The sequence below is a fragment of the Heyndrickxia faecalis genome (assembly GCF_040267745.1).
GTDB lineage: Bacteria > Bacillota > Bacilli > Bacillales > Bacillaceae_C > Weizmannia > Weizmannia faecalis.
Window position 1 is genome coordinate 2,602,465 of the sequence record NZ_CP158453.1, and the last position, 25,907, is coordinate 2,628,371.

General features: G+C 47.7%; 25 protein-coding genes. 11 read left to right on the forward strand and 14 right to left on the reverse strand.

Annotated elements, in window-relative coordinates; translation table 11 throughout:
• Window positions 1-9: 9 nt before the first annotated feature.
• A complete protein-coding gene (locus ABR335_RS12720) occupies window positions 10-1,176 on the reverse strand; it encodes a DUF418 domain-containing protein (RefSeq protein ID WP_350346198.1) in 1,167 nt (388 codons plus the stop codon).
• Window positions 1,177-1,295: 119 nt separating this feature from the next.
• On the opposite strand from ABR335_RS12720, the gene ABR335_RS12725 reads away from it, so the two are divergent.
• The 6 genes from ABR335_RS12725 to ABR335_RS12750 all read left to right on the forward strand — a co-directional run bounded on the left by ABR335_RS12725 (window position 1,296) and on the right by ABR335_RS12750 (window position 3,459).
• On the forward strand, window positions 1,296-1,517 hold the full coding sequence (locus ABR335_RS12725; protein ID WP_017550198.1) for a spore germination protein: 222 nt from the start codon (window positions 1,296-1,298) through the stop codon (window positions 1,515-1,517).
• A 13-nt stretch (window positions 1,518-1,530) separates the two neighbouring features.
• Window positions 1,531-1,761, forward strand: a complete 231-nt coding sequence (locus tag ABR335_RS12730) for a spore germination protein GerPB (RefSeq protein ID WP_017550199.1) — start codon at window positions 1,531-1,533, stop codon at window positions 1,759-1,761.
• Between the two features lie 235 nt (window positions 1,762-1,996).
• Window positions 1,997-2,623: a spore germination protein GerPC gene (locus ABR335_RS12735; protein ID WP_350346199.1), complete on the forward strand. Its 627-nt coding sequence runs from the start codon at window positions 1,997-1,999 to the stop codon at window positions 2,621-2,623.
• Window positions 2,598-2,777 carry a hypothetical protein gene (locus ABR335_RS12740; RefSeq protein WP_014095760.1) on the forward strand — a complete coding sequence of 60 codons (180 nt, stop codon included), beginning with the start codon at window positions 2,598-2,600 and terminating at the stop codon, window positions 2,775-2,777. Before ABR335_RS12735 ends, ABR335_RS12740 begins: the two co-directional genes overlap by 26 nt.
• A 4-nt stretch (window positions 2,778-2,781) precedes the next feature.
• A complete protein-coding gene (locus tag ABR335_RS12745) occupies window positions 2,782-3,219 on the forward strand; it encodes a spore germination protein GerPE (protein WP_350346200.1) in 438 nt (145 codons plus the stop codon).
• Window positions 3,220-3,240: 21 nt separating this feature from the next.
• On the forward strand, window positions 3,241-3,459 hold the full coding sequence (locus ABR335_RS12750; RefSeq protein WP_013858756.1) for a spore germination protein: 219 nt from the start codon (window positions 3,241-3,243) through the stop codon (window positions 3,457-3,459).
• 117 nt (window positions 3,460-3,576) lie between these two features.
• Here ABR335_RS12750 and addA read toward each other — a convergent pair whose 3' ends face one another.
• The 4 genes from addA to ABR335_RS12770 form a co-directional block, all read right to left on the reverse strand.
• Window positions 3,577-7,308: a helicase-exonuclease AddAB subunit AddA gene (gene addA / locus ABR335_RS12755; RefSeq protein WP_350346201.1), complete on the reverse strand. Its 3,732-nt coding sequence runs from the start codon at window positions 7,306-7,308 to the stop codon at window positions 3,577-3,579.
• Window positions 7,286-10,789: a helicase-exonuclease AddAB subunit AddB gene (gene addB / locus ABR335_RS12760; RefSeq protein WP_350346202.1), complete on the reverse strand. Its 3,504-nt coding sequence runs from the start codon at window positions 10,787-10,789 to the stop codon at window positions 7,286-7,288. The genes addA and addB overlap by 23 nt, the downstream gene beginning before the upstream one ends.
• Before the next feature lie 334 nt (window positions 10,790-11,123).
• Window positions 11,124-11,912, reverse strand: a complete 789-nt coding sequence (locus ABR335_RS12765) for a TIGR00266 family protein (protein WP_350346203.1) — start codon at window positions 11,910-11,912, stop codon at window positions 11,124-11,126.
• A 127-nt stretch (window positions 11,913-12,039) separates the two neighbouring features.
• Complete coding sequence (locus ABR335_RS12770) at window positions 12,040-12,603, reverse strand: competence protein ComK (protein WP_225620975.1); 564 nt, start codon at window positions 12,601-12,603, stop codon at window positions 12,040-12,042.
• 155 nt (window positions 12,604-12,758) lie between these two features.
• On the opposite strand from ABR335_RS12770, the gene ABR335_RS12775 reads away from it, so the two are divergent.
• Complete coding sequence (locus ABR335_RS12775) at window positions 12,759-12,992, forward strand: IDEAL domain-containing protein (RefSeq protein ID WP_026683745.1); 234 nt, start codon at window positions 12,759-12,761, stop codon at window positions 12,990-12,992.
• Between the two features lie 128 nt (window positions 12,993-13,120).
• Here the strand turns inward: ABR335_RS12775 and ABR335_RS12780 are convergent, their stop codons facing one another.
• From ABR335_RS12780 to ABR335_RS12800, 5 genes are all read right to left on the reverse strand, one after another.
• The gene (locus ABR335_RS12780) at window positions 13,121-14,368 is read right to left on the reverse strand and encodes a M48 family metallopeptidase (RefSeq protein WP_350346204.1); all 1,248 of its coding nucleotides are present in this window, start codon (window positions 14,366-14,368) and stop codon (window positions 13,121-13,123) included.
• A gap of 81 nt (window positions 14,369-14,449) precedes the next feature.
• On the reverse strand, window positions 14,450-14,752 hold the full coding sequence (locus tag ABR335_RS12785; protein WP_014095768.1) for an AzlD domain-containing protein: 303 nt from the start codon (window positions 14,750-14,752) through the stop codon (window positions 14,450-14,452).
• Window positions 14,749-15,477: an AzlC family ABC transporter permease gene (locus ABR335_RS12790; protein WP_434063160.1), complete on the reverse strand. Its 729-nt coding sequence runs from the start codon at window positions 15,475-15,477 to the stop codon at window positions 14,749-14,751. The genes ABR335_RS12785 and ABR335_RS12790 overlap by 4 nt, the downstream gene beginning before the upstream one ends.
• Before the next feature lie 379 nt (window positions 15,478-15,856).
• Complete coding sequence (locus ABR335_RS12795; protein WP_350346205.1) at window positions 15,857-17,404, reverse strand: fatty acid--CoA ligase family protein; 1,548 nt, start codon at window positions 17,402-17,404, stop codon at window positions 15,857-15,859.
• Window positions 17,405-17,525: 121 nt separating this feature from the next.
• A complete protein-coding gene (locus ABR335_RS12800; protein WP_350346206.1) occupies window positions 17,526-18,512 on the reverse strand; it encodes a lipoate--protein ligase in 987 nt (328 codons plus the stop codon).
• 193 nt (window positions 18,513-18,705) lie between these two features.
• On the opposite strand from ABR335_RS12800, the gene yhfH reads away from it, so the two are divergent.
• Window positions 18,706-18,843, forward strand: a complete 138-nt coding sequence (gene yhfH / locus ABR335_RS12805) for a protein YhfH (protein WP_350346207.1) — start codon at window positions 18,706-18,708, stop codon at window positions 18,841-18,843.
• Between the two features lie 52 nt (window positions 18,844-18,895).
• Here the strand turns inward: yhfH and ABR335_RS12810 are convergent, their stop codons facing one another.
• Complete coding sequence (locus tag ABR335_RS12810) at window positions 18,896-19,285, reverse strand: FixH family protein (protein WP_350346208.1); 390 nt, start codon at window positions 19,283-19,285, stop codon at window positions 18,896-18,898.
• A 100-nt stretch (window positions 19,286-19,385) separates the two neighbouring features.
• On the opposite strand from ABR335_RS12810, the gene ABR335_RS12815 reads away from it, so the two are divergent.
• Window positions 19,386-19,949, forward strand: a complete 564-nt coding sequence (locus ABR335_RS12815) for an SCO family protein (RefSeq protein ID WP_326244229.1) — start codon at window positions 19,386-19,388, stop codon at window positions 19,947-19,949.
• A gap of 33 nt (window positions 19,950-19,982) precedes the next feature.
• On the opposite strand, the gene aldA is transcribed toward ABR335_RS12815, so the two are convergent.
• Window positions 19,983-21,431 (reverse strand): aldehyde dehydrogenase, encoded by a 1,449-nt coding sequence (aldA, locus tag ABR335_RS12820; RefSeq protein WP_350346209.1) that lies wholly within the window; start codon window positions 21,429-21,431, stop codon window positions 19,983-19,985.
• Between the two features lie 529 nt (window positions 21,432-21,960).
• Between aldA and ABR335_RS12825 the strand changes: the two genes are divergently transcribed.
• Window positions 21,961-22,929 carry a DMT family transporter gene (locus ABR335_RS12825; RefSeq protein WP_350346210.1) on the forward strand — a complete coding sequence of 323 codons (969 nt, stop codon included), beginning with the start codon at window positions 21,961-21,963 and terminating at the stop codon, window positions 22,927-22,929.
• A gap of 50 nt (window positions 22,930-22,979) precedes the next feature.
• Here ABR335_RS12825 and ABR335_RS12830 read toward each other — a convergent pair whose 3' ends face one another.
• Both ABR335_RS12830 and rhaM read right to left on the reverse strand, forming a co-directional pair.
• Window positions 22,980-24,320, reverse strand: a complete 1,341-nt coding sequence (locus tag ABR335_RS12830) for an MFS transporter (RefSeq protein WP_350346211.1) — start codon at window positions 24,318-24,320, stop codon at window positions 22,980-22,982.
• A gap of 93 nt (window positions 24,321-24,413) precedes the next feature.
• Window positions 24,414-24,728 (reverse strand): L-rhamnose mutarotase, encoded by a 315-nt coding sequence (gene rhaM / locus ABR335_RS12835; RefSeq protein ID WP_350346212.1) that lies wholly within the window; start codon window positions 24,726-24,728, stop codon window positions 24,414-24,416.
• 408 nt (window positions 24,729-25,136) lie between these two features.
• Between rhaM and ABR335_RS12840 the strand changes: the two genes are divergently transcribed.
• Window positions 25,137-25,895 (forward strand): DeoR/GlpR family DNA-binding transcription regulator, encoded by a 759-nt coding sequence (locus ABR335_RS12840; protein WP_350346213.1) that lies wholly within the window; start codon window positions 25,137-25,139, stop codon window positions 25,893-25,895.
• The last annotated feature ends 12 nt before the right edge of the window (window positions 25,896-25,907 follow it).

Consider the following 25,907-nt stretch of genomic DNA (forward strand, 5'->3'; position numbering starts at 1 on the left):
GTATACACCTCATCCTTTTTTGTCATTTCGATAACTGAGTCGCCGCCAGCCCCATTCAAGCGGCCCGTAGCGGAAGCGATGCAGCCAAATGTCAGAAACCAGCACTTGCATAAGAAAAATCAAAACAACAAGCAATACCCCGCTTGACACAGACAGCTTTCCGTAAAGCCCGAGACCGTAGGCGTAAAAGATCAAAGAGGCTAAACCAGACTGGCTGATGTAATTGGAAAGCGACATCCTCCCGGCCATTGCAACCGGCCTGAGAAAATCCGCCAGCCGGTGCTTTACACAGAGCTCAATAAGTGCAACATAAGCACCGCTTAAAATGACGCCGCCGATCGTCTCCCGGATATACAGAAAAGGCAGGATGGGGGAGACAATAACCGGCAACAGTTTGCAAAACAGGCCAAAAGCAAAGCAGCAACAAAAAAACAGCAGCCATTTTTTTGCCGGAATCCTCCCTTTTGTAAGCCAGCCTTCCCTGCAAACGCCCGCCCCCGCCATCATCAGCGGAAAAACAGACAGAAAAGCATGCCATGTGCCGGGAGGTCCGTATACCGCATACCAGTCCAGCCACCTTCTTTTCGTAATGTCGATAAAGCTCCCGTTTGCATACACCTGCAATGAAGCAGTGGCATTGTGCCAGTCAGTATACAAAAGTGAAGCGTCCGGCAACCGGATGGCCATCACCATCAAATAAAAACTTATCAGCAAATGCGAGATGAAAAAGAGGGCAGCCCCGCCAAAAATCAAAGTTTTCCCTCCCTGTTTCAGAAAAGGCAAAAGCATCATGCCAAAGACCGCATAAGCCGCTAAAATGTCCCCTGGCCAGATGAGCCATGCATGGGCAAGGCCGAGAACAAGCAAAACGGAAAGGCGCCGGAAAAGAAACTGATAAACCCCGACCCCTGCCTTTTCCGCCCGCCGTTTCTGCACCATCAGCCCATATCCGAAAAGAAACGCAAAAATGGGATAAAAACTGGACTGGAAAAACACCTCAATCCACGTCACGATTGCCCGATCCTCCGCTTTGAACCAGTCATACGGATTTATATAAAGATAAGGGGACAGAAAAGAAAGCATATTTACCATAAGAATGCCAAAAAGGGAAAATCCCCTCAATATGTCAATTGCAGGATTCCGCCGTTTTTCACGGATTGGCGCCCATTCAGCCATTGCAACGCTCCTTTTTTGTTTTTGCCCGTTAGGCGGATGAATCACCCTTTTTTCGTTTTTTTCATACAATGAAGCATGAAAAAGTCAATTGCCACTGACCAAGGAAGGATGTGCGCGCCATGCCCGGTTTTGTCGGCGCCGTCCAAATTATCAGTATCGGATCAAGCGGCGTCTTTAATGTCGGTGACGTATTCCTGATTCAGCCGGTTGCCAGTTCCAAAACGTTTGCCGGGGCAGGGTCCTTTAACACCGGTGAAAACCTGTCCATTACAAACTACCAGTCAAATACAAATACGTATGATTTTGATGTCATTGACCAGGGAAACAATTTTAATTTGTAACGGGTGAAAACAAATGAATTTTTACGTGCAACAAAGTATCCACATCCGCATGATCAAGATCGGCGGCATTACAAATTCTTCCGTCTTTCAAATCGGCACGTCCGGCATCATCAAGCCGGCAGCTTATTTGTATAATACCGGGAATTTTTCCGCGCCGGCTCCTTCTGCCGCTGCAGACCAGCCTTATAATCCGAATGTGACAGTTCCCATGCAGTCCGGCGCTGCCGCTTCAAGCTCAAGATAGAAAGCGCGGTCCCGGTTTTCCCGGCGTTGTGCTGAAACCGGTATTTCTTTCCGGCCACATTTAGACGGCAGCAACTTCAGGTATGTACACGTGTGCTGAACCTGCATGTTCTTTCCGGACCCTACGCCAGGTTCAGCATTGACGCTGCACACCGATGCTTTGCTTTAAGCTCAGGTTTCGTTCCGATCCAAGCCGGCGGTCACTGCCGGGCTTTAAGCCAGAAGGGGGTTTTTGAATGCCAGACCTTTTTGCCGAACTCCGGCAGCTTTACCAATACTTTCAACACCATGAAGCGAAGTTGGCGAAAATGGAAAAGACGCTTGCCTCCCTCATGGAGGAGATTGAGCAGCTGAAAGCAAGGCCGCCTGTCCGGGTGGACCGGATCGAATATGCATTTGATCAGCTGAAAATTGAAACACTAGATGGCACCTTGAATATCGGCATTAATCCGTCTGACCTGTCCAGTATAGAGGATGCAGCCATCCCCCAAACGCAGGGCATCCCCCATGCCAACAATGAACACCGTGCTGCTTTAAAACAGGCGCTTACCGAAAAACTGATGGAATATTTGGAAAAAGAACTCCCAACAACGATCACCGACAATGAGCGGCAATTCAAAGTCCGCCTAAATCAAGAATATCATAATTTTATAAAAAATGACTTAAAAAACCAACTTCCGCAGCGCATTGATTATTATATCAACCAGCTCAATCCAACCGGGCCCGTTGAAGGCGAATGGTTTGACAAATTGCTTGGGCAAATCAAGGCGGATATGGCGCATGCCGTACAAGTTTTTATTTCCCATTTGCCGCCGCAAATGAACGGAGGTGCCAGCGATGGAACTGAACGTCACAAACCGTGAAATCTGTGTCGATTATGTCCAAATTATCGGCATTTCGAGTGCCTCGGTTTTCCTCATTGGCGATACGGAAACGATTCAGCAGGGAGCGGCCTTTGATACGCCGCCGGAATCCCTGATTATCAGCCCGTACGTGCCGTTTGTACCGAGGGGATAACAGGATGCAAAGAAACTCCTTTGTGGATACGCTCCGGGTCAAAACCGTCATATTTGGGTCGAACGTTATTGTTGGAGACTCCGAGCGGATCCAGATGTCTGCCACCGTCCTTGCGATCCAGCGCCAGCAGGAATTGTACTACGGATTTGAAGCGCCGTTTCAAACTTTTCCCATTTTCAGCCTGGCCGTTCCGATTCCGCCAGTAACAGAACAAATCCGGTTTCAGGTTTACCAAGAAAATCCGGTCATAAAAGTTTCGAATGTAGATATCATTGGGATGTCGACTTCAACCGTCATGCAAATCGGGAGCACTAAATCAATCGCCCTTGAATCAAGGGTCCACCATACCCGTCAGCTAGACCCGAATATTCTGAAGCTTGGCGGCCGTGTTCCCCCGCGCACCGTTGCCGTCAGCCAGGAAAGCAGCGTCATGCCAGATTAATCCGGAAAGCAGGTGATCAAAATGCCGGCCATTGTAGGCCCTTTACAAATCTATAATGTTGGAAGCGGCATTGTCCATTTTGGAGACACGGCTGTCATCTCACCGAAAACAAGTTCGAAAACATCTACCGGCTCCGGTTCTCTTTCCACTTCCGCATTTGTCATTACAAACAACGCGCTCAGTGCAAACAATACGGCTAACGGCAGTGTTGTCGACCAGCCATCTGCAGGAAACCATTAGAAAGGCAAAGAGGGCAGGCAAATTTTCCGCTACCTCGCTGCCTTCAAAATGGAAAGATAAATTTTTATGTGTTGCTATAGCTATGGCAAGAATGGGCTCCCTTAAAGGGGGGCCCATTTATGATTGGATTTGGAGAAGATGCCCGCCATCAAAGAAATACAAGTATTGCGCTTTTACCTTTTTCTTTAAAATGGTTTCCAGCGCCCTTGAATAAAGGGCCAGCTGGACTTCATAACGTTTGCGCAGAACAGGCTCTGCTTCTTCAAATCCACCTTTAAACCTGCCGTGGATATTGTCTGTCTTAAAATCGAGCAATACGAGGCCATCTTTTTCCTCTGCCACGCAATCAAATATGCCCTGAATAAGAACACGTTCTTCCGCAAGGGATGCATCCCGGTAAATTTCTGCTGCGGGAACGGACAAACTAAACGGCATTTCCCGCATCACCCGGCCGGCTGCCAGAATACGGCGGCCGATATCCGTTTCAAAAAAGCGGACAAGCTGTTCAGCCGCAATGGCATCCGCCTGTTCTTCCGTGAGCAGCTCCTGTTTCACCATCTCTTCAACCAGCGCCTCAACGGAAGCATAAGTCGGGGGCGCATCAAACGGGATATGCTGCATCACCATATGCATCGCTGTCCCGCGTTCAGCCGGCGTAATCGATTTTTCCTGCATAAAACGGGGACGGTCAAAGATATGTTTTTCCGCATTCGGAATAAACCGGGTACCATTCGTTTCGTCATGCTCTTCATGCATCCGTTTCAATTCCGATACCGATTGTTTGGCACGCCGGAATGTTGCCGGCTCATTGCTGTACCGGAAGCTTAAACGCTCGAAAACTTGCGCTTTATAAGCGGATTCCGCCGCAACCGGGAGGCCGGCTTTCACTTGATGCTGCCAGTCCACTTCCCCAACTTGTTCCGGTTCCTGGATATCGGCAAACTGTTCTTTCGGCAAAACGGCGATCTGCCATTTGGACGGATCATCCAGCACCACCCGGCCGTCATCCCCGAAAAGCACTGTTCCGTCCGCATGCCTGCTGAGCGAAGGAATGATCCAGTCCAAGTAAGTGCCGGCCGCTGCGCGCACATGGTCTGGCATCAGCCAGCCTTCCTGCCGCCTCGTTTTCCCCCATTTTTCCAGGCGCTTGCCAAGATTTTTCACCGTCCCGACCAAATACAGTTTTTCTTTTGCCCTTGTGAGCGCGACATACAAGACGCGCATTTCTTCAGCCAGCATTTCCAGCTTTTTCTTTCTTTTAAAAGCAAGCTGCGGCAAAGACGGGTATGTGATCCGTTTTTCCGGATGAATATACTTTGAGGCGAACCCGAAATCTTTATCAAGAAGAAACGCCTGGCTGATATCGCGCATATTAAATTTCCTGTTGAGACCGGCCACGAACACAACCGGGAACTCGAGCCCTTTGCTTGCATGGATGGTCATCAGGCGGACGACATCTTCCTGTTCGCTCAATGCCCTCGCTGTTCCGAGGTCATCCCCGCGCTCCTGCATGCGTTCGATAAAGCGCAAAAACCGGAACAGCCCCCTGAAAGACGTTTCTTCATATTGCCGCGCCCGGTCATACAAAGCCCGCAAATTGGCCTGCCGCTGCTTTCCTCCGGGTAGTCCGCCGGCAAAGTCATAAAACTGCGTGTCCCGGTACAGCTGCCAAATGAGGGAGGACAAATCCCCCTGCCTTGCAACAGACCGCCACACCGACAATTTTTCCATGAATCTGGACACTTTCTCATGTGCTTCTTCTTCCTCAGGATCCGGCCGGTCTGCTATAAATTTTTTCACCGCTTCATAATACGGACCCCGCTTTTCATGAATGCGGATAAGGGCAAGCGCTTCTTCATCGAGCCCGACAATCGGGGAACGGAGCACGACTGCAAGCGGAATGTCCTGATACGGGTTGTCAATTACTTTTAATAAAGAAAGCATGATGGATACTTCCGTCGCGTCAAAATATCCAGTTGAAAGTTCCGTGTACAACGGGATGCCCGCCTGTTTCAACTCTTCCATTATGGTCGGCGCCCATGCCATGGAACGCATCAGGATAACGATATCTTTGTACCGGATCGGGCGGGATGTGCCGGTTTTCGGATTGTAAACCTGTTCTTCGCCGATCAGTTTTTTTATTTCACGGGCAAGATAACGGGCTTCAAGCTGGGATTGTTCCAGTTCGGCCCGGTCCAGCGTTTCTTCATCCGAAATGTCTTCTTCAATCGCTTCATCGGCCTGGTCAATCAATGCCACTTTGACCGGATGATCCCCTTCCGGATAAGATGCGCCTGCCACAAGTTCAGCCTGGCTGTCATATGCCATTTCGCCCACCTTTAGGCCCATGATTTGTTTAAAAATAAAATTCGTGCCGTCGAGAATTTCTTTGCGGCTGCGGAAGTTTTTCGACAAGTCGATTCTGAGACCCGTATCCCGGCCTTCCGGATCAAAATCCCGGTATTTTTTTAAAAACAGGTTCGGTTCAGCAAGCCGGAACCGGTAGATGCTTTGTTTCACGTCTCCAACCATAAACCGGTTGCCGTCAAATCCCGCCCCTTTTGCCACAAGGTTCATGATCGTTTCCTGTACCATGTTGACATCCTGGAATTCATCAATCAGCACTTCTTTAAATTGCTGCTGGTAAGCTTTGGCCACTTCTGACGGGATGAGGGCGCCGTCTTCATTTTTTTCAGCAAGAATGTCCAGGCAAAAATGCTCCAAGTCCGAAAAATCGACGATCCCTTTTTCCGCTTTTACCGCGCCATATGCATCCGCAAATTTTTTGACGAGCGTTCTAAGTTCCGCAATCACCGGCCGCATTTCCTGCATGTCTTTCAGGAACGATGCCGGCTTCCTTGAGAAAAAGTCTTTTTTTAAATCTTCAAGTGTTTTCTTTGCAGATTTCCGCAAATCATCGGCTGCTTTGACGAGCTCCTCTTCATATGCCTCCCCTTTGCACGCTTTGGCGCGTGTAAACTGCCATGCATTCATTTCTTCATAAAGCCCCTGCCAGGGACCGTGAATTGCCGCAAGCAATCTGTCTGTAATCTTCATGTCATCGAGATAATTTTCCGCTCTCGGCGCAGGTCCGCCCGGCTCTAAGGCGAGTCCATACGCTTCCTCCAGCATGTCTTTGGCAGCCTGCAGCTGGAGGTGAATATCTTCTTTCACCGCTGCCATAAACGGAAGGCTGTCCACCTCTTCCACATCCCCGACATCATACAGTTCGACCATTTTATCAAGCCATGCAGACGGATCCGGGTGGGAACGGGAAAAGTCGTAAAGCTTCCGGATCAGATGCTGGAGCTCGTCATCACTGCGGTCGTTTGAGAATGTATCCACTGTGCGGTAAAACAGGTCATTTCCCTCTTTCGCATACTCCGTTTCAAAGAGGTCATCCAGCACTTCATCGCGCAGAAGTTCGGCTTCTGTATCATCGGCGATCCTGAATCCGGGGTCGATGTCAATCAAATAATAATATTTTCGGATCACTTCAAGACAGAAAGCGTGCAGCGTGGAAATCGGCGCTTTATTCAGCAGGCTCAGCTGTTTCCGTAAATGATGCGAATCCGGGCGGCTGCTGATCGCCTCCTCGATCGCTTTACCGATGCGATGGCGCATTTCCGCAGCCGCAGCATTGGTAAAGGTGACAATGAGCAGTTCATCAATATCGAGCGGATCGTGTTCATCCAATATTTTTTGGATAATCCTTTCCACGAGCACGGCAGTTTTCCCTGAACCAGCAGCCGCCGCGACGAGGATGTCCTGCCCTTTTGCCATGACGGCTTTCCATTGGTCATCCGTCCAGACGGCATTCGCCGGTTTATCCGGAATGGCTATTTTCATCTGTTCTGCGCTCCTTTCTCATTTTGGCGAGGATTTCTTCCGGTTTTTCCGGGTGAATAAGGCGGTAATTGTTTTCTTCCATCGACTGGTCAAACTGGCAGACCGAACGGAACGGGCAGAATGTGCACGCCGCCTGTTTTTTTATTTTATATGGCGCGATATCCGTTGTGCCGGACAGGATCGCATTACCAGCCTCTGTGTAAATATTGCGCACATAGCTGCGGATCGCTTCAAAGTCTTCTTTGCTTGCCACTTCGGAACGGGCCGTTAATTGGCCATCCTTTTTCAAACCTGCCGACACAATCGCACTGTTGCCAGATTCAAGCGACTGATCCATCAATGTGATCACTTCTGGGCTGTCCAGCAACAGTCCCCGCATCCGGAAGTCTTTTAAAATTTCTTCTTCAATTTCTTCAGCCGTCAACATTTTTTCCGCCGAAATCAGCGGATCATGAAGATGGAAATACAAAACGCCCGCCGGAATCGTTTCTTCCCCTGTCAGCTGTTTCGAATACGTCATAATGAGATCCAGATAGGTGAGCATTTGCAGGTCAAGACCGTAATACACATTTGTCAAATCGAGCTTGTGCGCACTTGATTTGTAATCGATGATCCTGACGTACACACCGTTCTCACTTTCCGCCTTGTCGACGCGGTCAATCCGGCCCTGCAGCTCCATTTTCGCCCCGTTTTTCAATGTAAACGAAAGCGGCGGGAGCTCTTTTTTCGGCCCGAAAGCGAGTTCCATCGCGACCGGTTCAAAGCCGCTCCGTTTCGCATGGACGCTTAAAATATAAGAAGCCCTTCCGACAACCTGTTCCAGTTTCCTTTTAATATATTGGTAGCGTTTTGAACTAAGCAGGATTTGATGTTGCAATTTCGGGGCAAGGTCGTCCACTGCCGCTTTTGCCAGCTCCATGCTTTGTTGTTTTGTGATCTCTGACCATGGAATGCCTTCGCGCTGCAGTGTGTCGGAAATCCATTTCAATGCACCGTGGAAAAGATCTCCGATATTCGGCGCATCAAGACGAAATACATCCCGTTCCCGCAGCCTCAGCCCGTATGTCGAAAAATGGGAAAACGGGCAGGTGAAAAACTGCTCCATTCTCGATACGCTAGCAAGGATATGGTCGCCGTACAGTTCCCGGCTCGTTTTTTCGGAGAGCTTCCGGGCTTTGTTTTGGTAAAACAAACTGGAAAAAGCATGGGCCGCCCGATTTTTCCATTCCGGGTTCTCCATATAAAAGTTATACGTATCCCACCAGAAGCCGGCCATCGGATACCCTCTTTTTTTCAACTGCAGCTGCGAAGTGACAAAAGCAATGGCAGCCGCCGGGTGGGAAATGTATGCGGCTTGCTGTTTCTCTTCCAGTTCCGCCGGGTCATTCACCCATAATGCGCCGCCGCGTGCCGGGAACATGTCCTCTATCCGGTTGATGAACGGGGACGGCAGCAATGCTTTCCCTTCTTCATCAGCAAGCGGAAAAGATAGTACCAGTTTTTCAGACGGTGTCGTCAATGCCCGGTAAAAGATAAATTCTTCGTCGAGCAGGCGCCGTTTGCTGCCGGGCATGATTTCAAGCCCGGTAAGCCTTAAATATTCACGCTCTTCATCATTTAAAACGCCATCTTCGGAAATTTTCGCCGGCATGACCCCGTCATTGACCCCAATGATAAACGCCAGTTTGACATCGGACAGCCGGGACTGTTCCAGATTCGCTACGAGCACCTGGTCCAAAGCCGGAGGAACGATGGAAAATTTTAATGACTCAAGCCCGGTTTCCATAATGGCAGAGAATTTCCCAACATCAGCAGGTTCATCGCCAAGGATTTCAACATACTGGTCCAATACACCCATGACTTCATCCCATGCCTGGTCGTGTTCCCTGGCAGCAACAAGATCCCCCGCTTCTTCCTTTTCAAGCCGGAGCGCTTCCAGTTTTTCCGGAATCTCCAATTCTTCGAGATAAAGATACAACGCTTCGCAAAGTGCTTTTCCGGTGCGGGCGCGCTTCAAACGCCGCGACAGGCGCAAAATCGGCGCCGTGACCAGAAGCCTGAGTTCATTCAGTTCCTGTTCGATTTTTCTTTCCTCATCCGTTTGCGGAAGGTTTTCCAGTTCGAGGCCGCGGATCCGCCGGTATTCCCATCTTTTTCTGCTCGTCCACCGTTCTCCCTGGATGCCGTAAGCCAGACAATAGTTTTCAAGCCGGTCCATTTTTTCACGCAGTATACGGGTGTCTCCAGGCGGAAACAGCAATTCTGTTTTGATGGCACGGAAAACCGGTTCATAACGCCAGTTGCCGCGGATGATTTCCAAAGTCGAACGGATCAGTTCAATGAGCGGATGATTCAGCATTGGCCGTTTTCTGTCGATAAAATACGGCACATCATAATCGTAAAAAACCGTTTCGATTAAATCCTGATAGGCCTCCCCGTTGCGGACAAGGAGGGCAATGTCACGATAGCGGCAGCTGCCTTCCATGACCGCTTCACGGATGGAACGGGCAACGCCTTCGATTTCTGCCCGCCGGTTGTTCGCCTGCCAGATTTCGATGCTGTTTTCCCCCAGAAAAGTAGGAAACGGGAGTTCTTCAAACCGGGACTGCAAAAAGCGCAAACTTTCATGCTGGAAACGGACCGGTTCATACAGCGCCACGTCTTCTTCCGTTTCAATTTGAAAGGTGCGCGCCAGTTCATAAATATGTGCATAGGCTTCTCCCGGCATCCGAAACAAGTATAAATCATCCGGCTGCATCCCGCGAAAAGCCCGGTCCGTTGTGAGTGCAACCGTCACGCGGCGGCATTTTTTCAGGAGTTCCCCGATCACCAAGTATTCCTGCGGGTTAAACGTATGGAACCCATCTATATAAATTTCCGCATCGTCCAGATAGCGGGATTTTTCAACGGCAGAAGCAAGCAGCCTTAAGTAATCTTCCGAATCAATGTATTTGCCTTCCAGTTTTTGTTCATATGCCTGATAGACGCGTTCCAAATCGTGCAGCTTGTCGGAAAGCACCCTTTCCCCGTCCGCTTCCCCGATGGACGCACGTTTTTCCTGAAGCTGTGCAGGCGAGACGCAAAATCGTTTGAATTCAGTCAAAATGCGTTCAACATTATCAATAAAGCCAGTCTTATCCGCCGCACGCGTGAAAACCGAAAGTTCTTCTTTTTGGTCTTCTAAAATTTTCCGAATGAGCATATTTAACCCGCTGCTCGATACATGGGTGCGGCTGATCCCGCCGACTTCCTGCAATATTTTCCAGGCAAGGCGCGTAAAACTGTACACCTGGGCGCGGATCATTCCGCCTAAGTCAGGGTCATGCGCAAGCCGTGTTTCCGATAAAAAAGTCATTTGCTCCGGCACAAGGTAAATGAGCGGTGCCCCGCCCGGATCGCCAAGCAGTTTCTGCCTGATTTCACGGTGAATGAAAGCTGTCTTTCCTGTCCCGGGGCGCCCGGTAATAAATCGAAGGGACAATTGGTTCACTTCCTTTTGATGAGCTCAGTTGGCTCCATATCCGGAAACATGCCGGACAAGGAACATTTGTTCTTTTATTGTAACGGATATTTTTCTATGAATCAAGCTTTTTGCTTAAAAAATATGCTTCCTGTTTTTTCTACCGGGGGATGCCCCGCTTCCAAGTAAAATACTGCCTTTTCCCGCCCCCAGAAAAGTCCTTCCCATCCGGCCGGGCCGCGCAACCGCCGTCAGGGCGCTCTCCCTGCTTCCGGACTATCATATTTACACATGCCGAAAAAAAGCACTGCATGTTCCGGGAAATGTCCCGCAAAATGCAGTGCTTTTATACCTCTTAATCCCCGTTAAACAAATTAAACAAGCCTTTTGCCATGCTGCCTTCATCCTTCGAACCGCCCGCTGCCGGCATTGCGGCAAATACGCGGCTGGCCAGGCGGCTGAATGGCAGGGACTGCACCCAGACCGATCCCGGCCCGCGTAAAGTGGCAAAGAACAGGCCCTCTCCCCCAAACAGGGCTGTTTTGATCCCTTTGACAAATTCAATGTCATAATCGATCGTCCGTGACATGGCGACAAGGCAGCCTGTATCCACCTTTAATGTTTCGCCGGGTGCGAGCTCGCGTTTCTGGATCGTGCCGCCTGCATGAATAAAGGCAAGGCCGTCTCCCTCAAGCTTCTGCATAATAAATCCTTCCCCGCCGAAAAACCCTGTTCCAAGTTTCCGCTGAAATTCAACACCGACTGAAACCCCTTTTGCCGCTGCCAAAAATGCATCTTTCTGGCAAATGATTTTTCCCCCTTGTTCACTTAAATCCATCGGTACAATTTTGCCCGGATAAGGCGCTGCAAACGCTACATGCTTTTTATCACGGCCTTCGTTCGTAAAGGCGGTCATAAAAAGACTTTCGCCGGTGATCAGCCGTCTTCCTGCGGAGAACAGTTTTCCCATAATGCCGCCTTGGCTGCCCGAGCCGTCGCCAAAAATCGTTTCCATCCGGATGCCGTCTTCCATCATCATCAAGCTGCCGGCCTCGGCGATGACGGTCTCCTGCGGGTCGAGCTCGACTTCAACAAACTGCATGTCATCCCCGACCAGTTTAAAATCAATATCGTGGTTGTTCATTTCCAAACCTCCTCAAATTGCACTACCCCCTGTATACGGACTTGCCGTTCGCAATGTTTCATTTTTATTTCCCGGGCAGGCGTTCGTTTTATTGGACGAAAAGGCAGGGACCCCCTCCCTGCCAAGCTTAAATCCAATACAGCCCGCTGTCTTCCATCGCCCTGTATCCCTGTTGTTTCAAAAATTGCATGCGGGAGCGTCGGATATTAATTTCATAAGCAACCTGCAAAGCAGCTGCTTTATGGTACTGGTTAATAAACGAACCGTAGCTGATTGGCAATACGAGTGATTGATTGTTTGAAAAAATCACTTCAGTTTTTTTGCCTTCTGGGGTGTGGTCTTTAATATGCCCGGAGATCAGCCAAATACAGTCCGGCTGGCTGGGCGATTTTGTTGGAAAAATTATGGTAGCTGTATGAGGATCAACGAGGATCGGCGGCTTGTGCCGAACATGAATCAAGCTTTTTGTCGCATTTTTCCTTCCTTCGTAATCGCTTCCAAAGTATTGACAGCTTTTTTTCACGATACTCAGGGGAAGTTCTGGCACAAATCGTTCCCGATCCACTTCCAGTATTTTTGTCCCTGTTTCTCCTCCCTCCTGGCAAGGAATCAGCGCAATCGTATTTGGATGAATGTCCAATTCTCCATGTTGCATAAAGTATTCCCCCATTCTATTTTTCTCATAATTCACTTTCTATTATAGTACAAATTTCCTACATTTCTAGTCGTTTTTCTAAAAATATGCATTTTTTTCCTTGTTTACCGTTTCAGAAAAATTCAATTTTTACATTGCTTTTTATTGAAATGCTCTGTATAATAAAAAAAAGCGGAAAAAGGTGATCATACATGGAAAACAAAAAATCTTTCTCTGACGTGCCGAAAGAAAGCCCGAAGTCCCGGATTCAGATGGAGAAATTTGTGGAACACATTTACACGGACATGTTGCTGAATGAGATCCTGCTGAACAAAAAAAGAGAAGCGTTGTTAAGAAAAATTGACCATGTACTTGATCTTCGCGATAAGGAGCAGTTCATGCATTTAACAAACGAACTGAAAAAAATCAACCTGCAATTTGGTTAAATACAGGCCATGCAAACAGGCCCGGCCCGTTTGCACGGCTTTTCTTTTGCATAAAAATGGCAAATGCAGGGCGCGGCCAAAAGATTTTTGCCCGGAACAGGCCGCGCCTGCTGCACTTTCAGTATCCCTTATTCTTCCAGCATGCGGATCCGCTCCAGCATTGTTGGATGGTCATAGCGAAATATTTTGACAAGAAGCGGTGGATTGACTTCGCTTAAACCCGCTTTTGTTAAAATTTGGAACGTTTCAACCCCGGACTTTTTATCATGCGTCATCTGTACGGCATAACGGTCCGCCCGCATCTCCTGGTAGCGCGATGCCCAGTTGGTAAGCGGGCTTGACGCAAAAAGGAGAACCGAGGAAATGAGCAAAAATAAAGGCAGCGAGCTGATGCTGGAAATCCCGGACATCCACCGCCCGCTTTCTTTCCACCGCCCAACCGCATTCATCCACCTGGCAATCAGCCACAGCCCGATGAGCATCATCAAAATATAGCCCGCGATGCCGAAGTAGATATGTTTTTCTACATAATGCCCCATCTCGTGTGCCATCACAAATAAAATTTCTTTATCATCCATACGGTTGAGGGTCGTATCCCAGAGTACGATTCTTGAGTTGGAACCGATGCCTGTGACGTAAGCATTCAGGGCGTTTGTTTTTTCCGACATATTCACTTCATACACATGATCAGCGGGAATGTGCGCTTTTTCCGCAAGCGCCAGAATTTTTGCCTCCAGCGCCTTATCTTTTAACGGATAAAAATCGTTATACAGCGGGTCAATCACGACCGGCTGGATAAACATCATGAATACCGTAAAAGGAATGGAAAGCAGCCAGGCCGGGAGCCACCATTTCCGCCGGAATTTTTTCATCAAGGCGTACAATACCGCGACGACAGCAAACATGATGGCAAAGTTTACCCAGAAATCGGTCAGTTCATCTTTCATCCATCCTGCAAAATCTTGGGTGGAAATGCCGTACGCTTTTGAAAAACGATGGGACAAATAACCGAACGGAAAGGTAAACAAAAAGGATGCAAGCGAAAACCAAAAGAAATAAACCGCAGTTTGAATGAGGCGGATGCGTGAAACTGCCGCTGCCCATTTTTCAAACATTTTGGAAATGCCAAGCACAAGTACCAAAAAATAAAACAGCCATTCATACGGCACGGATAGGAAAAAAAGCAGATTCCTGATTTTTGCGTATGCTTCGCTTAAAAACAATTGGCGGCCGCTCATAAAAGTAGCGGGATCTGCGGCTGTCCCTTTATATTGGGCGGGAAGAGCAGCATCGGCGTAATAAAACAAATACCAGTACATCAAAAGGCCGAACAGGATGTATGCCGCAATTGCCCGCAGCGCCCACTTCATCTTCACTCCACATGCACTCCTTCCTTGTCCTCTTCTATATATGTAGCCAAGGAAAAAGGCATTTAGAACAGCCAATACGGCTTTGTCTTAAAACAGAAAAGAATAAAAGCTCAACACCGCAATCGCCCCGAGCACGACAATGATGACATTCGCGCCGATGAACGCGAGGAGGATGGCCGTTCCCGCGCCGATTACCCCGAACAGCGGATCTTTTTGGATCAAAAACACTTTTGGAAAAATCAAGGCGCCTAAAATGGCGTACGGAACATTTTTTAAAATGCCTTCCAAAAACGGCGGCAGCGTTTTGTTTTGCAAAAGGACGAGCGGCAGCATCCGCGGCAAAAACGTCACGATGCCCATGCCGATAATCACGAGGAGGATGGTGCTCATTTTTCTTTCACCCGCTTTTTCTGTTTGTATGTTTCCGCTATTTCGACCAAAACAGCTGACAACAAAGTGGATACGATGATGGACCAGCCTTCCTCCATGACGCCGTACCCGGTAAAAATGCTGTTGAACGCTGCTGAAAGGGCGGCAAGAAAAAGGACTTTCACACTTTTTTTCAAAGACGGGACAAGGAGGCCAATAAACATCGCATATAAGGCAACCGTCATGCTTGCCTGCAAAAATTGCGGCAGATTGGCTCCGATTACATACCCGATCCCGGAGCTCACGACCCAGCTGGCATAAGCGATAAAAGTGACGCCAAATCCGTAGCCGAGCGGTATTTTTCCGTTCCGCGTGGCGAGCACCGAGAAAGTTTCATCCGTAATGCCGAACGCAAACAATCCGCGTTTCCATTTGCTTGGTTCTTCCACTTTTTGGCTCAAGGCGGCAGTCATAAGAAAATGGCGGATGTTGACGACAAAGGTGGTCAGGATAATGACAAACGGGCTTGTGCCGGCAGCGATCAAACTTAAACCCATATACTGGCTGGCGCCGGCATAGACAATCAGGCTCATCAGCACAGTCTCTATCAATGTCAGGCCGGTTGTTTTAGACAACAGGCCGAATGTGAGCGCAATGGGAAAGTATCCGATCGCAATGCTTGCGCCTGCCTGCAGCCCGGGTTTGAAACTGCCTGTTTTTTCCTCCGCCATGGATGCTGCTTCCAACTTTTATCCCCCCAGCTTTGAAATGATGATCCAATATTCTTATATTTTCCTATTATACGCCTTGTCTGTTTTTCTAACAAGATGCCAAAAATCTGGCTTTTCGTTCAGAAGGGCACTGAAAAAGTGTTGTTTATCAAGAAAGATGCAATAAAAAAACGGCGGGACACGATGAATGGTGGTGTCCCGCCGTTTCTTTCGGGCTTTTTCGAGCGGTTTTCCGTTCCGCGGCGGATTTATTCTGATTGGCTTTGCATGCGTTTTTTGCCATTTATCGCCGATTTTTTAATCGTTTTCAGCAGTCCCTACTTCCATATTGCAATTTTTCTAGGAAACCGTGCGCCCGGTTTTCTAATCTTTGGCTTTTCCGTATCCCGATTTTTTATGGCCGGGCCGATTGTTTTTGCAGCTGTTCTTTTAAAGACCTGCGCAAAATTTTTCCGGTTGTGTTTTTCGGAAGCTCATCCAGAAATTCAATTTCTTTCGGGACTTTGTATTTGGCAAGCCGTTCTTTGCAATAATCGAGCAATGCCTGTTCCGTCAGATTTTTGTTTTTCGATACGACATATACTTTCACGGCTTCCCCTTGATTGGGGTCAGGGATGCCCACTGCAGCTGCCTCCACGACATCCGGATGGTCGTAAAGCACTTCTTCCACTTCGCGCGGATACACATTAAAACCGCCGACAATGACCATATCTTTCTTGCGGTCTACGATATAAAAGTAACCGTCTTCATCCATTCTCGCCATGTCCCCGGTATGCAGCCAGCCGTTCCGGATCGCAGCCGCCGTTTCTTCCGGCATTTTATAGTACCCTTTCATCACGTTCGGACCGCGTACTACGAGTTCGCCGACTTCGCCGACAGGCACCTCATTTCCAAGCTCATCCACGACTTTATTTTCAACATGGACAATATTGGTGCCGATCGATCCCGGTTTGCGCGGGCGGTCAAGCGGATTGAAGCAGGTAACCGGGGAGGCTTCCGACAATCCGTATCCTTCCGAAATGAGCACATTGAATTTTTTTTCAAAATTTTTCAGAAGCGCAACCGGCATCGAAGCGCCGCCGGATATGCACAGCCTGAGCGTGGCGAAGTCTTTCGGATCCCCGCCTTCATATTGGAACAAATAATTGTACATCGTCGGCACGCCGGCAAATATCGTTGCTTTGTAGCGGCTTGCCACCCGGAACACTTCTTTCGGGCTGAACTTCGGCAATATGAGCAGCGTTGCCCCGCTGATGAGCGGCGCATTCACAGCAACCGACAGGCAGAAAACGTGAAACATCGGCAAAGCCGTAATGACCCGGTCATCCGCGCTCATTTTCAAATAGGAGCCGATATCGCTCGCATTTGAATATAAATTTTTATGCGTAAGCATCGCCCCCTTTGGCTTTCCGGTCGTTCCGGACGTATACAAAATAACCGCCGTATCCTCTTCAGAAAGCGGCACTTCTTCGACGGACGGCGAACTTTCCGCCAGTATTTGTGAAAACGATTTCAATTTTGGGTGCGTATATTTTCCCGCTTTTGCCGGATCGGTTTCACAAATGATGTAATGCTCCATTTTCGGCAGCAGGGCATCGATCTTATCCACATATGGTACAAATAAATCAAGCGCCACGACTGCTTTCACATCGCCGTTATCCAATATGTAGCGGATTTCCTCCGGCGTGTAAATCGGGTTGACCGGTATCGTCGTCACGCCGGCCCGCATCGCCCCGTACAAGGCAATTATGAATTGCGGTGAATTGCCAAGCAGAAGGGCCATATGATCCCCTTTTTTGAGCCCGAGTTTTTTCAGCCCGTCCGCAAACTTTGAAACGGCCGTGTCAAGTTCCTTGTACGTAACAGGCTGATCCATAAAAATATAAGCTGTTTTGTCCGCGTTCATTTCCGCCGTCTTTTTTAAACTGGACGGTAAATTCAATTTCTCCCTCCCCTTTCTGAGTGAACAATCATTCATTCTACCCGTTTATTATATAAAAACAATTAAAATATTTCAATACAAATTCCCGGATTGCCATTGGAACCCGGGAATTTGCGCGTTCTTAATAGATGAGGCTGATAAAATCTTCTTTCGTTATGTTGCCAAAATAATGCCGGATATCTGTGTCTTCCAACGCTTTTTCAATGCCGGCGCGCTCATAACGGCAGCCGGTCAGCTTTTCTTCTATATCCTTTACTTCCCCGATGCCGAAGAAATCGCCGTAAATTTTACAGTTTTCGATGATCCCTTTGTTCACGTCAAGGCGCACATCGACCGTTCCCACCGGAAAACGCCGGGAATGTCGGAGATTGAATTTCGGCGATTTGCCATAGTTCCATTCCCATGTCTGGTACCGCTCTTTCGAAATTTGGCGGATTTTTTCCCAATCCTTTTCGGTCAGCTTATATTCCGGTATTTCCTTGCCACCGAAAATGCTTTCCAAAAGCAATTGCCTGAATGCCGGCATGGAGATTGGATGGTCGAGAAATTCGGAGATGTTGGCGACGCGGCTCCTCACTGACTTGATCCCTTTTGATTCGATCTTTTCTTTTCTGACCTTTAAAGCCTGTGCAACTTTATCAAGTTCTGAATTGAGCATCAACGTGCCGTGGCTGAACATGCGCCCGTTTGTGGAAAACTGCGCGTTCCCCGAAATTTTCCGGTCGCCAACCTGAATGTCATTGCGCCCGCTCAATTCCGCCTTTACACCGAGTTTGCGCAATGCCTGCACAACCGGATCGGTAAATTTGCGGAAATTACTGAAGGACTCGCCGTCATCTTTTGTGATGAAACTGAAATTGATGTTGCCGAGATCATGGTACACCGCGCCGCCGCCGGAGAGCCTGCGGACGACGATGACACCGTTTTTGTCCACGTAATCCGTATTGATTTCTTCGATGGTGTTTTGGTTGCGGCCGATAATAATCGACGGCTGGTTTATGTAAAAAAGTAAATAAGTTTCATTGATATCGAGATTTTTCAGGGCATACTCTTCGATGGCAAGGTTGATGCGCGGGTCGGTAATGCCCTGGTTATCAATAAACAGCATAATGCCGCCTCCTTTATGCAAAATGTAAAGCAATCCCTTTTATTTTCATTATAGAACAAGGGATGCCCGTGGGCAATCTTTGATCTTTTCTCTATTTTTCTAAAAAATTCACCATTTCGCCATTGACATTTGAAAACTGTTATAATACAATTAAAAACATAATAAACAGTTATATAACAAAGGAGTCGTGAAAATGGTACAAAATATTTTAGACTTTTTCAAAAACCTGCCTGATAAATATTGCACAGAATGCGGTGAAAAAATCGATGAGCAGTCGGAATGCTATGGCAATACATGCCCGAACTGCCTGCATGTGAAAAGCCATGCATAACAAAAAGGGCAGCGCAAGGATGAAAAACGCCTTCACGCTGCCTGGTTGTTTTTCAGTTTACGGATAAAGTGGTTTTAGGCATGACATGCATTTTCCGCGCTGTCACATGCACCTGGACCGTATAAGTACCGGGGTCTTTAATGACCGTTTTTGCGGTATAAATGCCGTGCTGATCATGCTTCGCTTCCAGCATCGAGCTGTTTTTATCCGAATTTTCCTTCCAAATTTCAAACTTTACTTCGTCTGCATCGTCTACTTTTTCTTTCCCTTGTGTGACAACCGCCTTTAACGGGATGCTTGTGCCAGCGTTAGCGGTTTTGGGCACGATGAGCTGCACTTTTACCATTTTCGCCGGTTTTACAGCCGCCGTCTCCTGTTTTCCGCATCCGGCAAAGAGCGATACGGCCATCAGGAACAAGCCCGCCAGAATCCACTTTTTCACCACTCCACCCTCTTTTTTCTGTTTTTACCGTTTATACTGAAAATACATGTTATAATGATCATACAAAATAACGCTTACATCCGTAAAGGGGGAGGCTGATTTGAAGAGAAAGATTGCACTTCTCGTGTTGTTCGTATTTTTGCTTCCGGCGCTTTCCTCCTGTGCGCCAAAAGGGGACCCGGTTGAACACTTTCAATTTACGGACCAGGATGGGAAATCTTTCAGTCTGGACGATTTAAAGGGGAAAGTATGGGTGGCCGACTTTATTTTTACGAGCTGCAAAACGGTTTGCCCCCCGATGACGATGCATATGAGCGAATTGCAGGAGAAAATTAAAAAAGCAGGTTATAAAGATGTGGAGCTTGTATCTTTCAGCATCGACCCCGAAGTGGATACGCCGCAAAAGCTGAAACAATTTGCCAACCAATTTCACAGCGATTTTTCCATGTGGCATTTCCTTACCGGCTATTCGCAGAAAAAAATCGAAAAGTTTGCGATGAAAAATTTTAAAAACCCGGTCGCTAAATCGGACGGAAATGACCAGGTTGTCCACGGCACGAGTTTTTATGTCGTCAATAAAGACGGTGAGCTTATAAAAGACTTTGACGGAAGTGCGGACTTTGATGCTGAAAAAATCATGAAAGAAATTGAGAAACTGCGATAATCAAAAACGCCGGCTGCCGGCCGGCGCTTTTGATTATTTGTATTGTACATATACAACATGCGTTTGCAAGTATTCTTCAAGCCCGTGTTTACCATCTGCACCGCCGACGCCCGATTTTCTCCAGCCGGCGTGGAAGCCCTGGATCGCTTCAAAGCTTTCGCGGTTCACATACGTTTCGCCAAATTTCAATTCATTGCTGGCACGCATCATCGTGTCTACATTGGAAGTGAAAATGGCGGAAGTCAGGCCGTATTGGCAGTCATTTGCCAGTTCAATCGCCTCATCAAGCGTTTTAAACGTGGCAATCGGGAGAACCGGCCCGAAAATTTCCTCGCGCATGATTTCCATTGTGTTATCGACATTGACAAGCACGGTCGGCTCATAATAGTAGCCTTTGTCCCTGCCAGCCGGTTTGCCGCCGGTTAATACTTTGGCGCCGCCTTCAACCGCTCTTTTCACCATTTGATCGACGCTTTCCAGTGCGCTTTTGCTGACAAGCGGCCCCATATCCAGCCCTTCTTCGGCAAGCGGGTCACCGAATTTGACGTCCTGCATGGCTTTGACGATTTTGCTGATAAACACATCTGCGACACTTTCTTGAACATATACGCGTTCTGTGCAGTTGCAAACCTGCCCGGTATTGATCACACGCGATTCAACAACCGATTTGACGGCGAGATCGATATCGGCATCGTCCATCACAATCGTTGGGGCTTTCCCGCCTAATTCAAGCGAAACTTTTGTAATATTGTCCGCGGCTGCCCGCATCACGGCCGCTCCTGCACTGTAACTGCCGGTAAGGCTCACCATGCCGACTTTCGGGTTGCGGGACAGTTCATCCCCGAGCGTGCTTCCGCTGCCTGTGACAATATTGATAACCCCTTTCGGCAGGCCGATTTTGTCAATGATTTTTGCAAATTCCAACGCATTGTTCGGCGATTCCCCGCTCGGTTTGATCACAATCGTATTTCCGGTAATCAGCGCCGGCGCTGCTTTACGGGCGATGAGGAAAAATGGGAAGTTCCATGGCAAAATGCCGGCAATGACGCCAATGGGGGCTTTGTAGACGAAAATGTTTTCTTTCGGGCGGTCGCTTGGCACGATTTCCCCTTCGTACCGCCGCGCCCAGCCGGCCATGTAGTCGATATAATCGGCTGTAAAATGGACTTCGGTTGTGGAAAGTTCCAGCGTTTTTCCGACTTCTTCCGAAATCACGCGCGCCAAAGCATCGGCGTTGCGGCGGATTTCCTGTGCAAGCGCAGTTAAGTATTTGCCCCGTTCAGAAGAAGGACGTTTTTCCCATGATTTCTGGGCACGTTCTGCCGCATCGATTGCCCTTCTGACATCCTCGATTGTTGCTTTCGGGACTTCGGAAATCACTTCTTCTGTTGCCGGGTTGATGACTTGGGAAGTTTCTTTTGAAGCAGCGTCTGTAAATTCCCCGTCAATATACATTTGGTATGTTTTTGTAGCCGTTTTCATCTTCTCCCAGCCTTTCAATCTGAAATTTTTTGTTTCTTCTTTTATTTTAATGTGGCTATGTTGGGGTGTCAAATAAAACAAACATAATTTATACAACTATGATATTGTTTGTTTTTTGCTGTTCTTTGTCTATTGATTCAACAGATCGTCAAAAAGGTGGCACTTTCATATACTTAAAGTTCCGCCATTCTTACAAGTCTTCGTGATCGTTCATATTCGCTGGACTTCTCTCCCAAGTCCGAAACCGGGTTGCGGGCGCATGGGCTTTCCCGTTTCTCCGCAAACAAATCCATAAGGAAAACAGCGAAAATCAAAGGAAAAATAAGAAGAGAGGGGAAGGAAACGAATTCTTTAAGCGGCAGCCACCAATTTGTTCTATTGTTCACATAGTTGTCCTTTTCCTTATGAACGGAAGAGCATTATAATAGGAGATGGAATAAAACTGGAATAGGGGAAATTTGCCTTGCTTTTTTGGTTGATCATCAGATGACCGGATAACCATTTAAACATTTTGAATGAGATCGAGGTAATGAGCATGAAAAAAGGAATTTTGTACATTGTTTTGTCTGCTGTATTTTTCAGCACGATGGAAATTGCCATAAAAATGGTTGCCGGTACGTTTCATCCGATCCAATTGAACCTGCTTCGCTTTTTTATTGGCGCGGTTATATTGTCGCCATTGGCGTTTCAGCATATGAAAAAATATCATTTTCACATGACAAAGGACCATTTTTTATTTTTTGTTGTAACCGGCTTTTTATGTGTTGTGATCAGCATGACATTTTACCAATTGGCCATTGTTTATACAAAAGCTTCCACCGTTGCGATTTTGTTCAGTTGCAACCCGCTGTTTGTTATTCCGCTCGCCCATTTTCTTTTAAAAGAGCGTCTTTCGAAGCGGACGCTGGTTGCATTGGGCATCAGCTTGGTCGGCATTTTGTTTATCGTCAACCCGTTTGAAATCCAAAGTCCATTTGGCATCATTGTTGCGCTTCTTTCGGCGGTTACGTTTGCGCTTTACAGTGTTGTCGGCAGAAAAGGCAGCCAGCAGTTTAAATGTGATGGTGTCATTTTAACCTGTTTGAGCTTTTTTACCGGCAGTATGGAAATCCTTGCGCTTGTATTGATTTCGAAAATTGGATTTGTTGCGGGCTGGCTGCGTTCCATAGGCCTCAGCGAATTTGCAAATGTGCCCGTGTTCCGCGGAATTGCATGGCATACGCTGCCAAGCCTGATTTATATCGGCATTTTTGTCACTGGGCTCGGGTTTGCGTTTTACTTCCTTGCGATGGATGTAACGAGTGCATCAATGGCTTCGATGGTTTTCTTTATTAAGCCTGCACTGGCGCCGATTTTGGCCCTCATTTTTCTCAGAGAAGCGATTACGCCGGCTGTTACGGTCGGGATTATCCTGATCGTCGCAGGTTCGCTGATGACGTTGTTGCCGGCCGGAAGCAAACAGCCCGAACTCAGGGTCAGCCGGGCAAAAAACAGATAATCTTTTCATTTAAAAAGGCACAAGTGTGATCCGCACTTGTGCCTTTTGGTTTACTGATTCAAATGTTCCGCTGCAGTTGTTGGTGTAACGGCTCGTTTTTCCCCGTCCCGAACGGTCCCGAACCGTTCTTTTTCAATTTCTTCCAGCGTTTTTCCTTGTGTAGACGGCGCGAGAACGATTCCGATGATACAGTGGATGACAAGGAATACGATCATCACAATCCCCGCTACTTTAAAACTGAGCGTGTCCATAATGGTTGGAAGCAGAAAAGACCAGATGGCAATCCCGAACCGGACGAGGAAATAAATGAACCCCTGTGCGCCCGCGCGGTACCGCGTCGGGAACAATTCACTCGCCCACAAGCCGTAAAATGCCTGGGCGCCAAATCCGGCAGCGCTTCCCCAGAGAATGACAAAAGCAAAAAGGGAGAACCAATTCATCCCTGTAAAAGTCAAAATAAGCCATGCGGCAATGCCCATCACCGCTCCTAAACCAAACAGGAAGCGCCGGCTGTAACGGTCACCCAGCCTCATAAAGACAACATATGTCGTCAGCACCGTTAACGCCCAGAGGAAAGCTTGCAGCAAGTTCGCCTGTTCGTTCGTCAGGCCACCAACATTTTGGTAAATATAGGGCATAAAGTACCCCATTGCCCCTGCCGTTAAGTTCCAGAATAGATAAATGCCGATCAGTAAAAAGAGGGCCTGGCGGTTTACTTTTAAACGAAATAATTCTTTCAAGGAGCTTCTTGATTTTTTCCCCAGCTGGGCGTCGGTTTTTTCTTTTTCTTTATCTTCTTTCCAGATGGCTGATTCTTCAAGTCCCTGCCGGATATACCAAGTGATAAATGCGATGACTAATAGATGGAGGAAAATAATCCGGCTGCCGAGCAGGCCAAGCGGCGCAAGCAAAACGGCGAGCAGAAACGTGATCATTGGCCCCGTTGACCATGCCAATTGCGCCGTACCTACGTGGGCCGCACGCTTTGAATGCGGGGCTTCTTCCGCAATATATGTCCACGAAGCAGGCACCCCTGTCCCAACAGCTACCCCGGTGATAATGGTGCCGATTAACAGCATCGGAAAGTTGACGGAAACCGCAATCAAAAACACACCGAGCATATATACAAGCAAATCATACGTGTAGATAAATTTTCTGCCGTATTTATCGGTCAAATACCCGCCGAACAGTGCTCCGATTGCCGCGCCAAATGCGTTGGCACTGAGGGCGCTTAACAAGCCCACGGAAATGCTGTTTAAGTGCAGGTAAGCCTGCCAGAGCGTCAAACTGCTGGCTGCTGCGATAATGGAACCGGCTTCAATGTAATTGGCCATGGCAACTGAAATTGTCGCTTTCCAGCCGGTCGTGCTTTTGCTTCCTATTCTCGCCATTTCTTCTCCGCCTTTCTGTTATCAGTTTTATGAAGGATTTGATATCGTTTACAATATGAATTTCTGGGATTTTCCAATTCTAAATGAAGGCTGTTATTCCAGGTGAAAAACTTCAATTAATGGGACAGACACCGGGCTGTTATCGGGATTGGTCTCCATTAATGGTTCCATATAGTCCCACCATTTTCTGCAAATCTCTGTATCTGCCATTTTTTCATAGAGCGCTTCATCTTCCACTTCCAAATAAGCAAATAGCCGGCCCGTTTCTTCATCCAAAAAAATCGAATAATTACGGGCCCCGTGCGCCTTTAATTCTTTTGCCATTTCCGGCCAGATATGGTCATGCCGGCGCTTGTATTCCTCATATTGATCCTTATGCACAAACATTACACTCGCTTTTCTGATCACGTTTTATCCCTCGCTTTCGTTTATTTTAAAATTTTCTATCTTATTACCAGATGAAAAATCCGCCAGCAGTCCGATATACAAACCATCAAAAGCAATCTGTATGGCTTTTTCCGCCGCCCTCATTCCTTCCATGTTATATTGATTGTTGGGCAGCGGGACAAACAAGCCGCCATGCGTGCACTTCAAAATCGGGTTCAGAAACCGCTTTCTTTAACTGGTTTGTGAAAACCCTTCTTCACACTTCCTATACTAGCGAAAAAACAAACATAAATCAATATAAAAAAAGATTTTTTTATTTATTTTATTATAATTTTGTTGGTTTTTGTTGTTTTCTTTTTTAAACGGACGATTTTTGCTAAAATGGGCTTATCAGAGAAAAGGATACAGAACAGGAACGGGGTTAGGGACATGCTGGCTTTTGAACGGAGAGATAAAATTTTAAATACGCTGTACCGGGAGAAAAAAGTGTATGTTGCCAATTTGGCAAAGGAGTTTCAAGTAACGGAAGAGACGATCAGGCGGGATCTGGAGAAGCTTGAAAAAGAAGGAATTGTGACGCGGACATACGGGGGCGCTGTGCTAAATCTCCACACAAATGAAGATCTCCCCTACCAGACAAGATTCACCGTCAATATGGAAGCAAAGCAAAACATTGCCGGCAAGCTGCAGCCGCTCATTTCAGACGGAAATACGATTGTGGCGGATGCGAGCTCGACCGTGTTGGAAGCGTTAAAAGAGTTGAACAGAACGAAAGAGGGACTTGTCGTCTTAACCAATTCTGCCATCGCATTAAGCGAACTGGCCCAGTCAAACATCCGCCTCCTGTCAACAGGCGGGGTGCTGCGGAAACGTTCCAATTCACTGGTCGGTTCTGTTGCTGAGCATTCTGTGCGCCAATACAATGTCGATGTGGCGCTGTTCAGTTGCAAAGGCATTTCTATGGTGCGGGGGATCACCGACTCGAATGAAGCGGAAAGCCATATTAAAAAGGAAATGCTCAAACAGGCAAATAAAGCCATTCTGCTTGCTGATAAAAGTAAATTCGACAAAATTGCTTTTGTCCATTTTGCAGATTTTTCGGCTGTTGACTTTGTGGTCACAGATGAAAAACCGAGTGACGAATGGCTCCGTTTTTTCAAAGATCATCAGGTGGATATCGTTTACTGACAAACAGGGCGC